Genomic DNA, 16,798 nt, shown 5'->3' with positions numbered 1-16,798 from the left:
GTGAAACTTTCCATTAAATGTGTGCGAGCAAATGTAACGTTGTCGTGTCTGCCAAAAAAGCAGTTGCTTTCTTTAACGCAGACGCTAGGTGTAAGGTATTGGGGCAAACGGGAACCGGATAAAAAAACCGGATAAGAAACTTCCCAATGAAAAATGAGGGGTATCGTTGCGATGGAGTACTTCATCCAGCAATCGATCAATGGGCTGACACTTGGTTCAATTTACGGCCTGATCGCAATCGGTTACACGATGGTCTACGGGATCATCGGCATGATCAACTTCGCCCACGGCGACGTTTTCATGCTCGGCGCCTTCATGGCGATGATCGTTTTTCTTGCTTTGGCAACATTTATTGGCGGCGTTCCGGTCGTTCTGGCTCTGCTCTTGATGATGATCGTCGCCATGTTGCTGACAGGGTTGTGGAGCTGGACGATCGAACGTCTTGCCTATCGTCCGCTACGGGGTTCATTCCGCCTCGCGCCGTTGATCACAGCGATCGGCATGTCGATTGCGCTGTCCAACTTCGTTCAGGTCACGCAGGGCCCGCGCAACAAGCCGATCCCGCCGCTCGTCAATGGCGGCATCACGATTTACGGCACGAGCATCACCATTGCCTACAAGCAGATGGTAATCATTATTGTGACGGCGATTCTCCTCGCGGCATTCTGGTATCTCGTCAACAAGACCACTCTTGGAAGGGCCCAGCGATCTTGCGAGCAAGACCGCAAGATGGCGGCATTGCTTGGAGTTGATGTCGACCGGACAATTTCCATGACCTTCGTCATGGGTGCCATGCTCGCTGCTGTCGCAGGTACGCTCTATCTCATGTTCTATGGTGTGATTTCCTTCACCGATGGTTTTGTACCAGGCGTCAAGGCCTTCACCGCGGCGGTGCTTGGGGGTATCGGGTCGTTGCCTGGCGCGGTGGTCGGTGGCTTGCTGATCGGCCTCATCGAGGCGTTGTGGTCAGCGTATTTTTCCATCGACTACAAGGATGTTGCGGCGTTTTCGATCCTGGCGATTGTGCTGATCTTCCTGCCATCCGGTATTCTGGGCCGGCCTGAAGTCGAAAAGGTTTAAGCACATGAAACCTATAGTCGATATTGAGCCAAAGGAATCGGATTCCGTTTTCGCCAAAGCGTTGAAGGAGGGGCTCATCGCGGGTGCGCTTGCCCTCGGGCTGTTTTGCCTGATTGTTGGTTTCCGCACGGATCAGAACATCCGCAACGAGCTCATTCTGACGCAACGTTGGGGCCTGCTCACGATCTTTGTGCTCGTGGCAGCGGTTGCCCGGTTCGTCATCACTTACACCGCACCTTGGCGGGAGGAACGGAAAAAGACCAAGCGGGTAGTCGAGGCGAAGGAGCCATCGGCTTTCCGCAAGAGCTTTCCGAAGATCGGTCTGGCATTACTCTTTGTCTATCCGTTTCTGGTAATCACGATCCTCGCCCTGTCTCAGTGGTATTTTACGGGCCAGTGGTCCTATCAAAGCGGTGTTCAGGGCTCGCTGAAATATGTGGACAATTTCGGTATTCAGATCCTGATTTATGTGATGCTTGCATGGGGGTTGAATATTGTCGTCGGCCTCGCCGGGCTCCTTGATCTTGGATATGTCGCCTTCTATGCGGTGGGCGCCTATTCGTACGCCCTGCTCTCCACTCATTTCGGGTTTTCGTTCTGGTTGTTGCTGCCGATGGCGGGCATTTTTGCCGCAACATGGGGAGTTATTCTCGGATTTCCTGTCCTGCGTTTGCGTGGCGATTACCTTGCCATCGTTACGCTGGCGTTCGGCGAAATCATCCGGCTGATCCTCATCAACTGGACTGCTGTAACCAAGGGCACTTTCGGTATCTCCGGTATTGCCAAGGCAACGCTGTTTGGCATTCCCTTTGTGCCTGGACCAAACGGTTTCGCCGCACTGCTTGGTCTGCCGAATTCCGGCGTTTATTACAAAATCTTCCTCTACTACCTTATTCTGCTTCTGGCATTGCTAACCGCATGGGTCACCATTCGCCTGCGCCGCATGCCGATCGGCCGTGCCTGGGAGGCCCTGCGTGAGGATGAGATCGCCTGCCGCTCGCTTGGCATCAATACAACGACAACAAAGCTCACGGCTTTTGCCACGGGTGCAATGTTCGGCGGCTTTGCCGGCTCATTCTTCGCCGCACGGCAAGGCTTCGTCAGCCCTGAATCCTTTGTCTTTCTGGAATCGGCAATCATTCTTGCGATGGTGGTTCTGGGCGGCATGGGGTCGCTGGTCGGTATCGCTATCGCCGCTGCGGTGATGATCGGCGGTACTGAGTTGCTGCGTGAGCTGGAATTCCTGAAGCGCGTCTTCGGCAATGACTTTACCCCGGAGCTCTATCGCATGCTGTTGTTTGGCCTGGCGATGATCGTGGTCATGGTGTGGAAGCCACGTGGCTTCGTCGGCAGCCGCGAGCCAAGTGCGTTCTTGCACAAACGCAAAGTTGTGTCTGGTGAGTTTACGAAAGAAGGGCACGGCTGATGGTTTCGGAAGTGCAAAAGAATACAAGTGCAATCCTGCGCGTCGAACGTCTCTCCATGAAATTCGGTGGCCTCATCGCCATCAACGACCTGAACTTCGAAGCAAAACGTGGTGCAATTACCGCTCTTATCGGTCCCAATGGTGCCGGAAAGACCACGGTGTTCAACTGCATCACCGGCTTCTATAAGCCGACCGAAGGCATGCTGACGCTGACGCGCCAGAACGGCGAAGAATATCTGCTCGAACGGATGGCTGACTTCGTTATTACAAAGAAGGCAAAGGTTGCGCGGACGTTCCAGAATATTCGCCTGTTCTCGGGTCTAACGGTTCTGGAGAATCTGCTGGTGGCCCAGCACAATCCGCTGATGTTGTCATCGGGCTTCACTGTTCTGGGGCTTCTCGGTTTCCCGACCTACAGGAAGGCGGCCGCCGACGCGATCGAGAAGGCTCGCTTCTGGCTGGAGAAGATCAATCTGGTCGATCGTGCCGACGATCCGGCAGGGGATCTGCCCTACGGCGCTCAGCGCCGTCTGGAGATTGCCCGCGCCATGTGCACGGAGCCGGAATTGCTCTGCCTTGACGAACCTGCAGCAGGTCTGAACGCGCGCGAATCCGCGGAACTGAACAAGCTTCTGCTCGATATTCGCGCCGAGACCGGCACGTCCATCTTGCTTATCGAACATGACATGTCGGTGGTCATGGAGATCTCCGATCACGTGGTCGTGCTCGAATATGGCACAAAGATCTCGGATGGCACGCCCGACATGGTCAAGAATGACCCGAAGGTCATCGCCGCCTATCTCGGCGTTGAGGATGAGGAAGTCGTCGAGTTGATCGAGCAGGCTGAGGCTGCCGGTGTCGACGACATCACAGCTGCGGTTGACCTGCTATCGACCGAGGCGCTCCATGAGATCGTGGAAGCGCATCCGGAAGCCGAGCCGGTTGAACTCATACCGGCAGCAGCTATCGCCGAAGTAGCGTCCTCGAAGGCGAGATCTGCTCGCAAACCGGTTGCTAAGAAGACTCAGCCAACGGCCACCGCTGCTGCAATCAAAGCCGGCTCGACATCGAATGCATTGGCCGGACCACGTGGTGGAAAGCCCGACAAACTGATCCTTATCAAGGGCATCGGTCCAGTCAATGAGCGTAAGTTAAACGAACATGGCATTTTCCACTTCGACCAGATTGCTGCGTGGAAAAAGGCCGATGTGATAGCTGCCGAAACGTACCTTGCCTTTGACGGGCGCATCGCTCGCGAAGATTGGATCGCCCAGGCGAAAAAACTGGCGAAGGAAAGCCAGGTTAAACCGGCGCCAAAAAAGACCGGAGGGGCTAAATAATGTCGGAACCACAAGCCCTGCTCAGCATCGAGAATGTAGAGACCTACTACGGCAATATTCGCGCGCTCAGCGGCGTAACCGTTCACGCCAATCCAGGTGAAATCGTCACATTGATCGGTGCCAATGGTGCCGGCAAATCAACATTGATGATGACGATCTTCGGCATGCCGCGCGCACGAACCGGCCGGATCATTTTCGATGGCAAAGACATCACCAAATTGCCGACGCACGACATCGCCCGTCTGCGCATTGCCCAGTCGCCTGAAGGCCGCCGGATTTTCCCGCGCATGACTGTGCAGGAAAATCTGCAGATGGGTGCAAGCCTCGACGACCTCAAATACTTTGATGAGGATTCGCGCATGGTTTTCGACCTCTTCCCGCGATTGAAGGAACGCATTAACCAGCGAGGCGGTACGTTGTCGGGTGGCGAGCAGCAGATGCTGGCTATCGGCCGTGCGCTGATGGCGCGTCCGCGCCTGTTGCTGCTCGATGAACCATCACTGGGTCTTGCGCCCTTGATCATCAAACACATTTTCGAGGCGATCAAGGAATTGAACAAGAATACCGGACTGACAGTGTTCCTGGTCGAACAGAACGCGTTCGGTGCTCTCAAGCTTGCTGACCGCGGATATGTGATGGTGAACGGAATTGTGAAGATGAGCGGTTCAAGCGCAGACCTTCTGGCCAATCCGGAAGTGCGCGCAGCCTATCTTGAAGGCGGTCGTCACTAACAAGAGCAGGCGCCATTCCCCTGTGCACGGGAAGGCGCCAAGGAGAATATTGCCATGCAAGGCATACTGTACGAAGAACCCTCGGTCTGGCTGTTCCTGCTGGTGACCTGCATCATGGGCGGGTGGGCAGCCTGGATGACCGGAAGAGCATGCGCCAGAACATGGCGGCCAATCCCTATCCTGGTGTTCTACATGCTGCTGCTCGGCATTGCCGTCCGGTTCATTCACTTCGCGCTTTTTGGCGGCACGATGCTGACGCTTCATTATTACGTCGTCGACACGATCGTGCTCATCGTCATCGGTACTCTGGGGTACCGCTACACCCGAACCAAGCAGATGGTGCGGCAATATCATTGGCTCTACGAAAAAGTTTCCCCTTTCTCCTGGAAGGAAAGAACGAGGGCCTAATCAATCTCGCTGGTGCGAAATGTATCAGCGTGACAACCGCCGGGAAATCGGCAAATGTGCACTTCAAGCGATGAAAAGGGTCATCGCGAGGGGTTTGGTAAGTACCTAGAAAATGGGAGTTTTCAAATGAAGAAGTCACTGTTTTCGGGCGTTGCACTCGCTGCGATGCTCGCTTTGAGCGGTCACGCCTATGCTGATCTGCTGATCGGCGTTGGTGGTCCGTTGACTGGCCCGAATGCCGCTTTCGGTGCACAGCTGCAGAAGGGTGCAGAAGCCGCCATTGCAGAGATCAATGCTGCTGGTGGCATCAATGGCGAGCAGGTCAAGCTTTCGCTCGGCGATGACGTTTCCGATCCAAAGCAGGGCATTTCCGTTGCCAACAAGTTCGTTGCTGACGGCGTGAAATTCGTAATCGGTCACTTCAACTCCGGCGTGTCAATTCCGGCGTCGGAAGTCTATGCCGAAAACGGCATCCTTGAAATCACTCCTGCGGCTACGAACCCGGTCTTCACCGAGCGCGGCCTTTGGAACACGTTTCGTACTTGCGGGCGCGACGACCAGCAGGGTGTGGTAGCCGGCACTTACATTGCCGAAAAATTCAAGGACGCGAAGATTGCCGTCGTTCACGACAAGACGCCCTATGGCCAGGGCCTTGCTGACGAGACCAAGAAAACCTTGAATGCCAAGGGCCTTAAGGAAGCGATGTACGAAGGCGTGAACGTCGGCGACAAGGACTTCTCCGCTCTGATCGCCAAGGCAAAAGAAGCTGGTGTTACGGTTCTTTATTGGGGTGGTCTGCACACTGAGGCCGGCCTGATCATCCGTCAGCTCGCTGACCAGGGCCTGAAGGTCACCTTCATCTCCGGTGATGGTATCGTTTCGAACGAGCTCGCTTCAATTGCTGGCGATGCCGTTGCAGGCACGCTCAACACCTTTGGTCCGGATCCGAGCAAGAACCCAGCCAACAAGGAACTCGTCGAGAAGTTCCGTGCGCAGGGCTTCGAGCCTGAGGCATATACCCTCTACGCCTATGCGGCAGCGCAGGTCATTGCCGACGCAGCGAAGGCTGCAGGATCGAACGATCCTGAGACTGTTGCCAAGACGATGAAGGAAAAGGGTCCTTTCAAGACCGTGCTCGGCGATATCGCATATGACGAAAAGGGTGACCCCAAGCTTCCAGGCTACGTTATGTATGAATGGAAGAAGGGCGAAGACGGCAAGTACAGCTACTTCCAGCAGTAAGATTTCGGCTTGATGCAACCAACGAGTGCCCGGTCCAGTGCCGGGCATTCACGTTCAACAACCTTCGCCCTGACATGTTCCGACATGTCAAGGCAGCGCTTATTAGCCCGCTTAGATTGCGAATTTATATTGAAGGCTTTTTCCGTTTAATCCACTCCAAGACCTCTGCCGGTGATTGAACTGCCGGATCCGGTAATTTTGCCGCGGGCAGGAAACTCATCTCGCAAATCTTTGACGTCTTTTTTAGAATGGAGTTTTGAATGACGAAGTTACTTTTTCCCAGCATGGTTGCGGCAATGCTCATACTCGGCGGTCCGGCTGGCGCCGACATACTGATCGGCGTTGGGGCTCCACTCACTGGCCCGAACGCTGCAATGAGTGCGCAGATCAAGCGAGGAGCCGAGGCAGCAATGACGGCTATCAATGCTGCCGGTGGTGTTAATGGCGAGAAAATCGATCTTCCTTTGGCGATGATGTCTCCGATCCGAAGCAAGGTATTTCCGTTGCCAACAAGTTCGTGGCAGACGGTGTGAAGATCGTTATCGGTCATTACAATTCGGGCGTGTCGATACCAGCGTCCGAGGTTTATGCGGAGAATGGCATCCTGCAGGTAACCCCGGCCTCGACCAACCCGAAGTATACCGAGCGCGGTCTCTGGAATACATTCCGAACCTGTGGCCGCGACGACCAGCAAGGCAAGGTCGCCGGGGCGTATATCGCTGAACATTTCAAGGACGCAAAGATCGCCATCGTCGATGACAAGACTCCCTACGGTCAAGGTCTCGCCGACGAGACCAAGAAAGCACTGAACGCCCAGGGCATCACCGAAGTGCTGAACGAGGGTGTCCATACTGGTGACAAGGACTTCTCTGCGCTGATCAGCAAGGTGAAGGAAGCAGGTGTTACCGTGTTCTATTGGGGCGGCGTACACACGGAAGCGGGTCTGATCATGCGCCAATTGGCGGACCAGGGCCTTAAAGTCCAATTTATTTCAGGTGCAGCGATCGTTTCCAATGAGCTGGCCTCGATAGCCGGCGATGCCGTCATCGGTACGCTCAATACGTTCGGACCCGATCCACGCAACAACCCGGCAAACAAGGAACTGATCGAGAAGTTCAGAGCGGACGGTTTTGAGCCGGAAGCATTCACGCTGTATACCTACGGTGCGCTTCAAGCCGTCGCCGCCGCCGCAAACGCCGCAGAAACAAACGATCCGGAGTTGGTATCGAAATCATTGAAAGAGTTGGGCCCGTTTAAGACCGTTCTGGGCGATCTGGCGTTCGATGAGAAGGGTGATCCGAAATTCCCGGGCTACGTCATGTATGAATGGAAAAAAGGTCCCGACGGCAAGATCGGCTATTTCCAGCAGTAAGCTCGTTGCCTGAATCGGGATCCTGTTTGATATTCAGGCCATGACTACCTGCAAATGACGCTTTTCTGCGATTCTCCATCTGTGAAGTGCCCGGTGCTTTACCGGGCATTTTGCAGTTGGACATTTCGCTCTCTTATGCTCAATATGCATTGTTTGCACTGCAGCAATCTGTAGCCAGATAATTGCGGACCGCGAATTTTGGTTTCTTTTCTGTCCGGAGTTTTCGCCTTGCCTATCAAGAAAATCCTCGTCGCCAACCGATCGGAAATCGCCATCCGTGTGTTTCGGGCTGCCAATGAGCTCGGCATGAAAACCGTGGCGATATGGGCGGAAGAGGACAAACTGGCGTTGCATCGGTTCAAGGCTGACGAGTCCTATCAGGTAGGACGCGGACCGCATCTCGCCAAGGATATGGGCCCGATCGAAAGCTATCTTTCGATTGAGGAAATCATTCGCGTTGCCAAGCTGTCCGGCGCCGATGCTATCCATCCCGGCTATGGCCTTCTTTCGGAAAGTCCGGAGTTTGCCGAGGCTTGCAGTGAGGCTGGTATAATCTTCATTGGTCCGAAGCCAGAGACCATGCGCAGGCTCGGTAACAAAGTTGCCGCGCGCAATCTGGCAATCGAAATCGGTGTTCCTGTTGTTCCAGCCACTGAACCGCTTCCTGATGATATGGAGGCCGTCAAGATATTGGCGGAGCAGATTGGCTACCCCGTCATGCTGAAGGCGTCGTGGGGCGGCGGTGGCCGCGGCATGCGCGCTATTTTCTCGCCAGACGATATTGCCCGCGAAGTGACCGAGGGCAAGCGAGAAGCCAAGGCTGCTTTCGGCAAGGACGAGGTTTATCTTGAAAGGCTGGTGCAACGGGCGCGCCATGTGGAAGTCCAGATCCTCGGTGATACACATGGCAATGCGGTGCACCTGTTCGAGCGCGATTGTTCGATCCAGCGGCGCAACCAGAAAGTAGTGGAGCGTGCTCCGGCTCCGTATCTGAACGAGGCGCAGCGCAAGGAAATCTCCGACTACGGCTTGAAGATCGCCAAGGCTACCGACTATATCGGCGCCGGCACGATCGAATTCCTGATGGATGCCGATACGGGGGAATTCTATTTCATCGAGGTCAATCCACGCATCCAGGTCGAACACACGGTTACGGAAGAAGTGACAGGTATCGACATCGTCAAGGCACAGATCCGCATCCTTGAGGGCGCAGCGATCGGAACCCCTGCATCGGGTGTACCTGCCCAGAAGGACATCAAGCTGAATGGCCATGCGTTGCAATGCCGTATCACGACCGAGGACCCCGAACAGAATTTCATCCCGGATTACGGGCGTATCACTGCCTATCGCGGCGCAACCGGTTTCGGTATCCGGCTGGATGGCGGTACGGCGTATTCGGGTGCCGTGATTACGCGTTTCTACGATCCACTGCTGGAGAAGATCACGGCCTGGTCACCGACAGCCGAAGAGACGATCCACAGGATGCATCGCGCCCTGCGCGAGTTTCGTATCCGCGGCGTAGCCACAAACCTGACCTTCCTCGAAGCGATCATCACGCATCCGAAGTTTACGGATAATTCCTATACGACCAAATTCATCGACACGACGCCGGAATTGTTCGCGCAGGTGAAGCGCCAGGATCGTGCTACGAAACTCCTCACTTATCTTGCCGATGTGACGGTCAACGGCCATCCGGAAACCAAGGGCCGCGCCACCCCGCCCAAGGAGGCCGCCCTGCCGCGCGTGCCGTTCATCGAAACGCCGATTCCGGACGGTACCAAGCAGCTTCTTGATCAACTCGGTCCAAAGAAATTTGCCGAGTGGATGCGTAACGAGAAGCGCGTGCTTTTCACCGACACTACGATGCGCGACGGTCATCAGTCACTGCTGGCGACCCGAATGCGCACATACGACATTGCCCGCGTTGCCGGCACCTATGCCCGCGCCTTGCCGCAATTGTTCTCGCTTGAATGTTGGGGCGGTGCGACTTTCGACGTAGCCATGCGATTCCTGACGGAAGATCCGTGGGAGCGTCTTGCCGAGATCCGTGAACAGGCGCCGAACGTATTGCTGCAGATGCTGCTCCGGGGCGCCAATGGTGTGGGCTACAAGAGCTATCCCGACAATGTGGTGAAGTATTTCGTCAGCCAAGCGGCGCGGGGTGGCATCGATGTCTTCCGCGTTTTCGACAGTCTCAACTGGGTCGAGAACATGCGCGTGACGATGGACGCGGTGGTGGAAGAGAACAAGCTTTGCGAAGCCGCAATCTGCTATACCGGCGATATATTGAACTCGGCCCGGCCGAAATATGATCTGAAATACTATGTCGATCTCGCCCGGCAGGTGGAAAAGGCCGGCGCGCACATCATTGCTGTCAAGGATATGGCCGGTCTTTTGAAGCCAGGCGCAGCCAAGGTACTGTTCAAGGCGTTGCGCGAAGCGACCGATCTGCCGTTGCATTTCCATACGCATGATACGTCGGGCATTTCGGCAGCGACCGTGCTTGCGGCGGTAGAGGCAGGTGTCGATGTTGTCGACGCCGCGATGGATGCGCTTTCCGGGAATACGTCCCAGCCATGCCTCGGATCGATTGTCGAGGCTCTGAAGGGAACGGAGCGCGATCCAGGTCTCGATCCGGAATGGATCCGTCGCATCTCGTTCTATTGGGAAGCGGTACGCACGCAATATGCGGCATTTGAAAGCGATCTGAAGGGGCCAGCGTCCGAAGTCTATCTGCATGAAATGCCCGGTGGGCAATTCACGAACCTCAAGGAACAAGCTCGCTCGCTCGGCCTCGAAACCCGCTGGCATGAGGTCGCGCAGGCCTATGCGGACGTCAATCAGATGTTTGGCGATATCGTCAAGGTGACACCATCTTCGAAAGTCGTTGGCGATATGGCGTTGATGATGGTGAGTCAGGATCTTTCGGTTGCGGACGTGAAAAATCCGGACAAGGACATAGCCTTCCCGGACTCGGTTGTGTCGATGATGCGCGGCGATCTCGGACAGCCGCCGAAGGGCTGGCCCAAGGATATCCAGAAAAAAGTTCTGAAGGACGAGAAACCGTTTACCGAACGTCCCGGCGCTTTGCTGAAGCCGGCCGATCTCGATGCAGAACGCAACGAGATCGAGGGCAAGCTGGAGCGGAAGATCAGCGACCAGGAATTCGCATCCTATCTCATGTACCCGAAGGTCTTCACCGACTTCGCCCTCACGCACAATACCTACGGCCCGACGAGTGTCTTGCCGACGCATGTGTATTTTTATGGTCTCGAACAGGAGGAGGAGGTCTTCCTCGATATCGAGCGCGGTAAAACGCTGGTCGTGCGCAACCAGGCGGTGGGTGAGGCCGATGAGAAAGGGATGCGGACGGTGTTCTTTGAAATGAACGGTCAGCCGCGCCGTGTGAAGGTCCCCGACCGGGCACGCGCGGGTAGTGGATCTGGTGTCCGGCGCAAGGCGGAGCTCGGTAACGACAAACATGTCGGTGCGCCAATGCCAGGCATTGTTTCTATCGTTGGAATTTCAACCGGACAGAAGCTCAATGCGGGTGACGTGCTACTCTCTATTGAAGCGATGAAAATGGAGACCGCGCTGCGTGCAGAGCGGGATGGCACAATCGCCGAAGTGCTCGTCCGTGCCGGTGACCAGATCGACGCCAAGGATCTGCTGGTCGTTTACGAATAGCCTAACGCCTCGTGCACTCTCCAACATGCGAAGCCCCCGATGGGGGCTTTTTGCATTCAATATTCGCAGTTTTGCCGATTTGTGGATGAATGCGTATTTGATATTGCCGATATGGGCACGATTTGCTATAAAACGCGAAGGGAGGGCACTATCGGTGTTGAAAGACTTATCGCCGGACGAACGCAAAGCCATGATCCTCAGACGGATCAATGAGTCAGGCCGCGTGCTGGCAAATGCAGTTGCATCCGAATTCGGCGTCTCGGAAGATTCGATACGCCGGGATCTGCGGGAACTGGCCGAGCAGGGGCTTGTCCAGCGTTTCCATGGAGGCGCGTCAAGGAGCCGATCTGGTCCACGAAGTTTTCAGCAGCGTGCGCGCGACGACACCGCCGGAAAAAAGGCCATTGCCGCTGCCGCTGCCGCTCGTATTCCCGCAAATGCAACGATGCTCCTTGACTCCAGCACGACGGTTCTTGAATTTGTCCGCGCTCTTCCTGCAGACCTTCAGACATGCATCATAACGGGCTCTCCCGACATCGCCGCGGCGGCCCTTGACCATCCCTGTTGCGAGGTCATTCTTCTGGGTGGAAGCCTGAATCGGCTAACCCGTAGCGCCATCGGACAGTCCACACTGACCGAAGTCCAATCAATGCGGGTTGACTTTTGTGTCCTTGGCGCCTGTGCAGTCGATGAAGCCTTGATGCTGCGCGCCGAAAACTATGATGACGCGCGCATGAAACTGGCATTTGGGCAGGCCTGCAATGAGATCATTCTCCTGGCAACCAGCGAAAAACTTGTTAAACAGGGCCCCTTCGCCATCGGTCCGATATCGATCATATCCACTCTTGTCACCGACAAGACTGCCGACCGGTCGATTCTAGAGCGGATAAGCGAAACAGGCGTCGAAGTGATCGTTGCTGGCGACCCAGTCAAGTAGTCTTTACTTAGCCGGCAAGATTATATTTTCTCGGTTACAACGTCTAATTGGTGATGAACCCATGGATGCCACTGTATATCTCAAGAAAGCTGTTTACGGTCGATGGGCCGTTGCTGCTGCCTTCTTCTTCAACGGCTTCCTTGTCGGAAGCTGGGCGCCGCAGATCCCGGTATTCATGACCCGGCTTGGTATCAGCGAGTTCACCCTTGGACTCATGATTCTGATCTTTGGGGTGGGTGCACTGGTGTCCATGCCATGGTGCGGCTACCTCATTGGCCGGTTCGGATCCCGCGCGGTGGTTAACGGATTTGCGGTATTTTGTTCCTTCTCGCTGTTGCTCGTTGCTCTTGCTCCCAACGTGTTCATTGCCGCGCCCGCCTTGTTTGTCTTTGGCGCAGTGATCGGGGGAATGGACGTCGCCATGAACGCAAATGCCGTGGAGGTTGAGAAGAAATTGTCCCGTGCGGTTATGTCGTCGTCGCACGGATTTTGGAGTCTTGGCGGTTTTGCCGGCGGTGGTCTGGGCGGTATTCTCATTGAGGCGCATGGTCATCTGGCACACGGCTTCGTCGCTACGCTTATCGCGATCGCGCTTGGTCTTGTGGCTTTCCGCTTCCTGATAACTGAAGAAACGCCAGTTGTGTACGAGAAGCAGAAACTGGTCTTTCCGACAAATCCGCTGATCTATCTTATCGGTCTGATGGCGCTGTTTTCAATGGTTCCGGAAGGTTCCGTGCTGGACTGGGCTGCGCTCTATTTGCGGCAGGAACGCGGTGCGGACATCGCCACAGCTGGTTTCGCCTTTGCCGCGTTCTCGGGCACCATGTCAATCATGCGCTTCCTCGGGGATGGTGTACGGGATCGCATCGGCGCGGTGAAGACATTGCGTTATTCCGCACTAATCGGCGCTGCCGGTATGTTGGTGGCAAGCGTCGCGCCGACATCGTGGATCGCAATCCTGGCATTCGCATTTTCTGGCCTTGGCATCGCCAATATGGTGCCTATTGCCTTTTCAGCAGCGGGTAATCAGGAAGGAACGTCCTCGGGCGTCGCGCTGAGTATGGTCACGCTGATGGGGTACTCAGGGATATTGGTAGCACCGTCTGCCATCGGTTTCGTCGGTGGTAAGACCGGCTTTGGGCCGATCTACATGGTGCTTGCCGCACTTTTGATTGTCGTCTTCCTGATGGCTAATCTTGCATCTAGTGCCGATAGAAAATGACTTCAGGCCCGCCGCGTCGCGACGGCGGGCTTCTTGCGTTGCAAGAGGAAATCTGCGACGCGCTTGCCCGGCTTCTTCGATTTAAGTCCGACATTCATTTCCGGTGTGAGTTCGCCTGAAAGGTCAAGCGTGGCGTGCTCTCCGACGGCATCGAAATGTTCCTCCAGCCAATCCTCGGCGGCCGCGCGGCCAAGATCACGCAGATATTCGAGAAACGCCCATTCTGCATTGATCTTGGATGAGGCCGAGAGGCCGGCGAGCGCTTCATCCGCATCAATGCGGTGCATGCGGATGTTGCGATACTCGCCATGCTGGAGCCTGCCTGCTTCAATCAGCGAGTTGACGAACGCGATGGAACGCAACTCGCGCAAGAGGGCGGCGTTGAAGGTGATTTCATCGATGCGGTCGCTGATTTCACGCGCAGTCTTGGGTGTACCGCGCCTTTCGATCGGGTTGATCTGTATCAGCAGGACATCTTCGCTTTCACTTGAATAGAAGAAGGGAAATAAGGCCGGATTACCGCCGTAGCCGCCATCCCAATAGGGTTCGCCGTCGATCTCGACAGCCTGAAAAATGTAGGGCAGGCAGGCCGAAGCCATGACGACGTCGGCATTGAGTTCCGATTGTGAGAAAACGCGCAACCGCCCCGTTTCAACGTTCGTCGCGGAAATGAAGAGCTTGAGCTTCGAGCAGGATTTTACCCGCTCGAAGTCGATCTCCTTTTCAACTACATCCCGCAATGGGTTGAGGTTGAATGGGTTGAATTCATAGGGGGAAAACACTCGGGAAACCTGCTCGAAGAGATTGTACCCGAGGCCGTGCTCGACAGACCAGTTACCGAAGAACCTGTCCCAAGGCGTGCGTTGAACCGGGCTGAATTGTCCGGTGCGCCCGACCGCGCGCCAGAATTCGTGCAGTTTTGCCCGCGCACCCTCTGCACCGTTGTGTGACCACCCATCCGCAAGTGCCACCGCATTCATCGCTCCTGCGCTGGTGCCGGATACACCTTCAATGGTCAGGCGTCCGTCTTCCAGGATCCGATCAAGCACGCCCCAGGTGAAAGCGCCGTGCGACCCGCCGCCCTGCAGCGCGATGTTGATGGTCTTTGGTTTGATAGTCATTATGCGGCCGTCCAACCTCCATCGACGGAGATGGAAGTACCGGTGATTTGAGCAGCTGCATCACTGGCAAGGAACACCACCGTCGCACCGATCTGGTCGACCGTAGCGAATTCCTTTGTTGCCTGCTTATCCAGCATGACCTCACGGATAACCGTTTCGCGGTCCATGTTGTGGGCTTTCATTTGATCCGGGATTTGGGCTTCGACCAGTGGGGTGAGCACGTAGCCGGGGCAGATTGCGTTGCTCGTGATGTGTTTTTCCGCAACTTCCAGCGCGACCGTCTTGGTGAAGCCGAGTACGCCGTGCTTGGCCGCGACATAGGCTGACTTGAAGGGCGAGGCTCTGAGACCGTGCGCCGACGCTATATTGATGATACGTCCCCAGCCTGCCATTTTCATGTAGGGAAGGGCTGCCGCCGTCGTATGGAAAGCCGATGTCAGATTGATGGCGATGATGGCGTCCCATTTTTCCGTTGGGAACTCATCGACAGGTGCAACGAACTGGATACCTGCATTGTTGACCAAGACGTCGACATTACCAAAGGCTTCGACTGCTTTTTCAATCAGAGCCCGGCACTCGGCACCATTGGACATGTCCGCCTTGATATAGGCGACCTCCACCCCGTGCTTCTCGGCGATTTCCCTGGCGAGCGCATGATCTTCGGGCCGATCAGTGAACGAGTTGATCACAACATTGTATCCTGCTGCAGCAAGAGCATGCGCGGAACCGAGCCCGATGCCGGAATTGGAACCTGTAACGACAGCTGTTTTCTTGGCCATGACATAATTTCCTTTGGTCTGATCAACCCTAATCTCAAAAAGTGTCCGGAATATATTGCATCGCAGCAAAATTGCTAGGTTGGGAGCATGAACAGTTTGTCATGTCGGGGTTGCGCGAATAGCATGCTGCGATGCTGGGTGCAGTTGACAAACGGCGATAGCTGCGCCACCTGAACAGCATATCTGGAGCTTTATGATGTCCGAATACTATTCGCAGCCTTTTGCCCGGCGGCCCTCGGTAGGTGTCGATGTGGGTGGCATCATGGTGGGTGGTGGCGCGCCGGTCGTCGTCCAGTCGATGACAAATACGGACACTGCTGATGTGGACGGGACCGTCGCGCAAGTGGCAGCGCTGTCCCGCGCCGGTTCGCAGATCGTGCGCATCACCGTCGACAGAGATGAATCTGCTGCTGCCGTTCCAAAAATTCGTGAGCGCCTTGATCGCCTTGGCCTTTCCGTTCCGCTCGTCGGCGATTTTCATTATATCGGTCACAAGCTGCTGGCAGATCACCCGGCATGCGCTGAGGCATTGGCCAAGTATCGGATCAATCCGGGCAATGTCGGCTTCAAGGATAAGAAGGACGCGCAGTTCGGTGCGATCATCGAAATGGCTATCCGCTATGACAAACCTGTGCGTATCGGCGTCAATTGGGGGTCGCTCGATCAGGAGCTCTTAACGACGCTCATGGATCAGAACCATGCCCAAGGCGCGCCTTTAACCGCGGAGCAGGTAACACGCGAAGCGATTGTCCAGTCGGCCTTGATTTCATCGCAGCTGGCCGAAGAAATCGGTTTGCCGCGCTCGAAAATCATCCTGTCGGCAAAGGTCAGCCAGGTTCAGGACCTGATTGCCGTCTACGCCGAGCTTGCGCGGCGCTGCGACCACGCATTGCATCTCGGTCTGACAGAAGCGGGAATGGGTTCAAAGGGCATTGTGGCGTCGTCTGCTGCGCTTGGTATCCTGCTGCAGCAGGGCATTGGCGATACAATCCGCATTTCGTTGACGCCGGAACCCGGCGGCGATCGCACGCGGGAAGTGCAGGTCGCGCAGGAATTGCTTCAGACCATGGGTTTCCGCCAGTTCATTCCGATCGTCGCAGCATGTCCAGGCTGTGGACGTACGACATCGACGGTTTTTCAGGAACTGGCGCAGTCGATCCAGAACGATATCCGCAACAACATGCCGACATGGCGCGAGAAATATCCGGGCGTCGAGACACTGAACGTTGCCGTCATGGGGTGCATCGTCAACGGCCCCGGTGAATCAAAGATGGCCGACATCGGCATTTCGCTGCCGGGAACTGGTGAAACGCCCTCGGCGCCGGTCTTCGTCGACGGCAAGAAGGTCGCGACGCTGCGGGGTGCCGGAATAGCCCAGGAATTCCAGAAGATGGTGTCCGACTATATCGAGAACCGGTTTGGTCAAGGTGCCGGCTCGCACGCTGCGGAATAA

General features: G+C 55.8%; 12 protein-coding genes and 1 pseudogene. 11 read left to right on the top strand and 2 right to left on the bottom strand.

The window, feature by feature from the left end; translation table 11 throughout:
- The first annotated feature begins 171 nt into the window (after positions 1 to 171).
- The 10 genes and pseudogenes from CU102_RS21800 to CU102_RS21755 all read left to right on the top strand — a co-directional run bounded on the left by CU102_RS21800 (position 172) and on the right by CU102_RS21755 (position 13,445).
- Complete coding sequence (locus CU102_RS21800; protein ID WP_106713268.1) at positions 172 to 1,080, top strand: branched-chain amino acid ABC transporter permease; 909 nt, start codon at positions 172 to 174, stop codon at positions 1,078 to 1,080.
- A gap of 4 nt (positions 1,081 to 1,084) precedes the next feature.
- A complete protein-coding gene (gene livM, locus CU102_RS21795; protein WP_106713202.1) occupies positions 1,085 to 2,506 on the top strand; it encodes a high-affinity branched-chain amino acid ABC transporter permease LivM in 1,422 nt (473 codons plus the stop codon).
- Positions 2,506 to 3,846, top strand: a complete 1,341-nt coding sequence (locus CU102_RS21790; protein ID WP_106713201.1) for an ATP-binding cassette domain-containing protein — start codon at positions 2,506 to 2,508, stop codon at positions 3,844 to 3,846. The genes livM and CU102_RS21790 overlap by 1 nt, the downstream gene beginning before the upstream one ends.
- Positions 3,846 to 4,577, top strand: coding sequence for an ABC transporter ATP-binding protein (locus CU102_RS21785; protein ID WP_106713200.1), 732 nt, complete (start codon positions 3,846 to 3,848; stop codon positions 4,575 to 4,577). Before CU102_RS21790 ends, CU102_RS21785 begins: the two co-directional genes overlap by 1 nt.
- Before the next feature lie 54 nt (positions 4,578 to 4,631).
- A complete protein-coding gene (locus CU102_RS21780) occupies positions 4,632 to 4,985 on the top strand; it encodes a DUF6867 family protein (RefSeq protein ID WP_106713199.1) in 354 nt (117 codons plus the stop codon).
- Between the two features lie 126 nt (positions 4,986 to 5,111).
- Positions 5,112 to 6,227: a branched-chain amino acid ABC transporter substrate-binding protein gene (locus tag CU102_RS21775; RefSeq protein ID WP_106713198.1), complete on the top strand. Its 1,116-nt coding sequence runs from the start codon at positions 5,112 to 5,114 to the stop codon at positions 6,225 to 6,227.
- Positions 6,228 to 6,487: 260 nt separating this feature from the next.
- A pseudogene (locus CU102_RS21770) lies at positions 6,488 to 7,599 on the top strand (branched-chain amino acid ABC transporter substrate-binding protein).
- 228 nt (positions 7,600 to 7,827) lie between these two features.
- Entirely contained in the window at positions 7,828 to 11,286 is a 3,459-nt protein-coding gene (gene pyc, locus CU102_RS21765) for a pyruvate carboxylase (protein WP_106713267.1), read from the top strand.
- A 154-nt stretch (positions 11,287 to 11,440) separates the two neighbouring features.
- On the top strand, positions 11,441 to 12,223 hold the full coding sequence (locus tag CU102_RS21760; protein WP_245425468.1) for a DeoR/GlpR family DNA-binding transcription regulator: 783 nt from the start codon (positions 11,441 to 11,443) through the stop codon (positions 12,221 to 12,223).
- A gap of 61 nt (positions 12,224 to 12,284) precedes the next feature.
- Positions 12,285 to 13,445: an MFS transporter gene (locus CU102_RS21755; RefSeq protein ID WP_106713196.1), complete on the top strand. Its 1,161-nt coding sequence runs from the start codon at positions 12,285 to 12,287 to the stop codon at positions 13,443 to 13,445.
- Between the two features lie 2 nt (positions 13,446 to 13,447).
- Here the strand turns inward: CU102_RS21755 and CU102_RS21750 are convergent, their stop codons facing one another.
- Positions 13,448 to 14,566: a patatin-like phospholipase family protein gene (locus tag CU102_RS21750; protein ID WP_106713195.1), complete on the bottom strand. Its 1,119-nt coding sequence runs from the start codon at positions 14,564 to 14,566 to the stop codon at positions 13,448 to 13,450.
- Positions 14,566 to 15,345 (bottom strand): 3-hydroxybutyrate dehydrogenase, encoded by a 780-nt coding sequence (locus CU102_RS21745; protein ID WP_106713194.1) that lies wholly within the window; start codon positions 15,343 to 15,345, stop codon positions 14,566 to 14,568. Before CU102_RS21745 ends, CU102_RS21750 begins: the two co-directional genes overlap by 1 nt.
- 196 nt (positions 15,346 to 15,541) lie before the next feature.
- Here CU102_RS21745 and ispG point away from each other — a divergent pair, with 196 nt between their 5' ends.
- Positions 15,542 to 16,798 carry a flavodoxin-dependent (E)-4-hydroxy-3-methylbut-2-enyl-diphosphate synthase gene (gene ispG / locus CU102_RS21740; RefSeq protein WP_166648515.1) on the top strand — a complete coding sequence of 419 codons (1,257 nt, stop codon included), beginning with the start codon at positions 15,542 to 15,544 and terminating at the stop codon, positions 16,796 to 16,798.

The sequence above is a fragment of the Phyllobacterium brassicacearum genome (genome assembly GCF_003010955.1).
GTDB lineage: Bacteria > Pseudomonadota > Alphaproteobacteria > Rhizobiales > Rhizobiaceae > Phyllobacterium > Phyllobacterium brassicacearum.
This window is presented reverse-complemented; position numbering and strand designations above follow the sequence as displayed.

Bases quoted from the DNA above. Each gene is read 5' to 3' on its own strand.
- CU102_RS21750 (WP_106713195.1), bottom strand. From the start codon at position 14,566: ATGACTATCAAACCAAAGACCATCAACATCGCGCTGCAGGGCGGCGGG.
- CU102_RS21785 (WP_106713200.1), top strand. From the start codon at position 3,846: ATGTCGGAACCACAAGCCCTGCTCAGCATCGAGAATGTAGAGACCTAC.
- CU102_RS21775 (WP_106713198.1), top strand. From the start codon at position 5,112: ATGAAGAAGTCACTGTTTTCGGGCGTTGCACTCGCTGCGATGCTCGCT.
- CU102_RS21790 (WP_106713201.1), top strand. From the start codon at position 2,506: ATGGTTTCGGAAGTGCAAAAGAATACAAGTGCAATCCTGCGCGTCGAA.
- CU102_RS21755 (WP_106713196.1), top strand. From the start codon at position 12,285: ATGGATGCCACTGTATATCTCAAGAAAGCTGTTTACGGTCGATGGGCC.
- CU102_RS21800 (WP_106713268.1), top strand. From the start codon at position 172: ATGGAGTACTTCATCCAGCAATCGATCAATGGGCTGACACTTGGTTCA.
- livM (WP_106713202.1), top strand. From the start codon at position 1,085: ATGAAACCTATAGTCGATATTGAGCCAAAGGAATCGGATTCCGTTTTC.
- CU102_RS21745 (WP_106713194.1), bottom strand. From the start codon at position 15,345: ATGGCCAAGAAAACAGCTGTCGTTACAGGTTCCAATTCCGGCATCGGG.
- ispG (WP_166648515.1), top strand. From the start codon at position 15,542: ATGTCCGAATACTATTCGCAGCCTTTTGCCCGGCGGCCCTCGGTAGGT.
- CU102_RS21780 (WP_106713199.1), top strand. From the start codon at position 4,632: ATGCAAGGCATACTGTACGAAGAACCCTCGGTCTGGCTGTTCCTGCTG.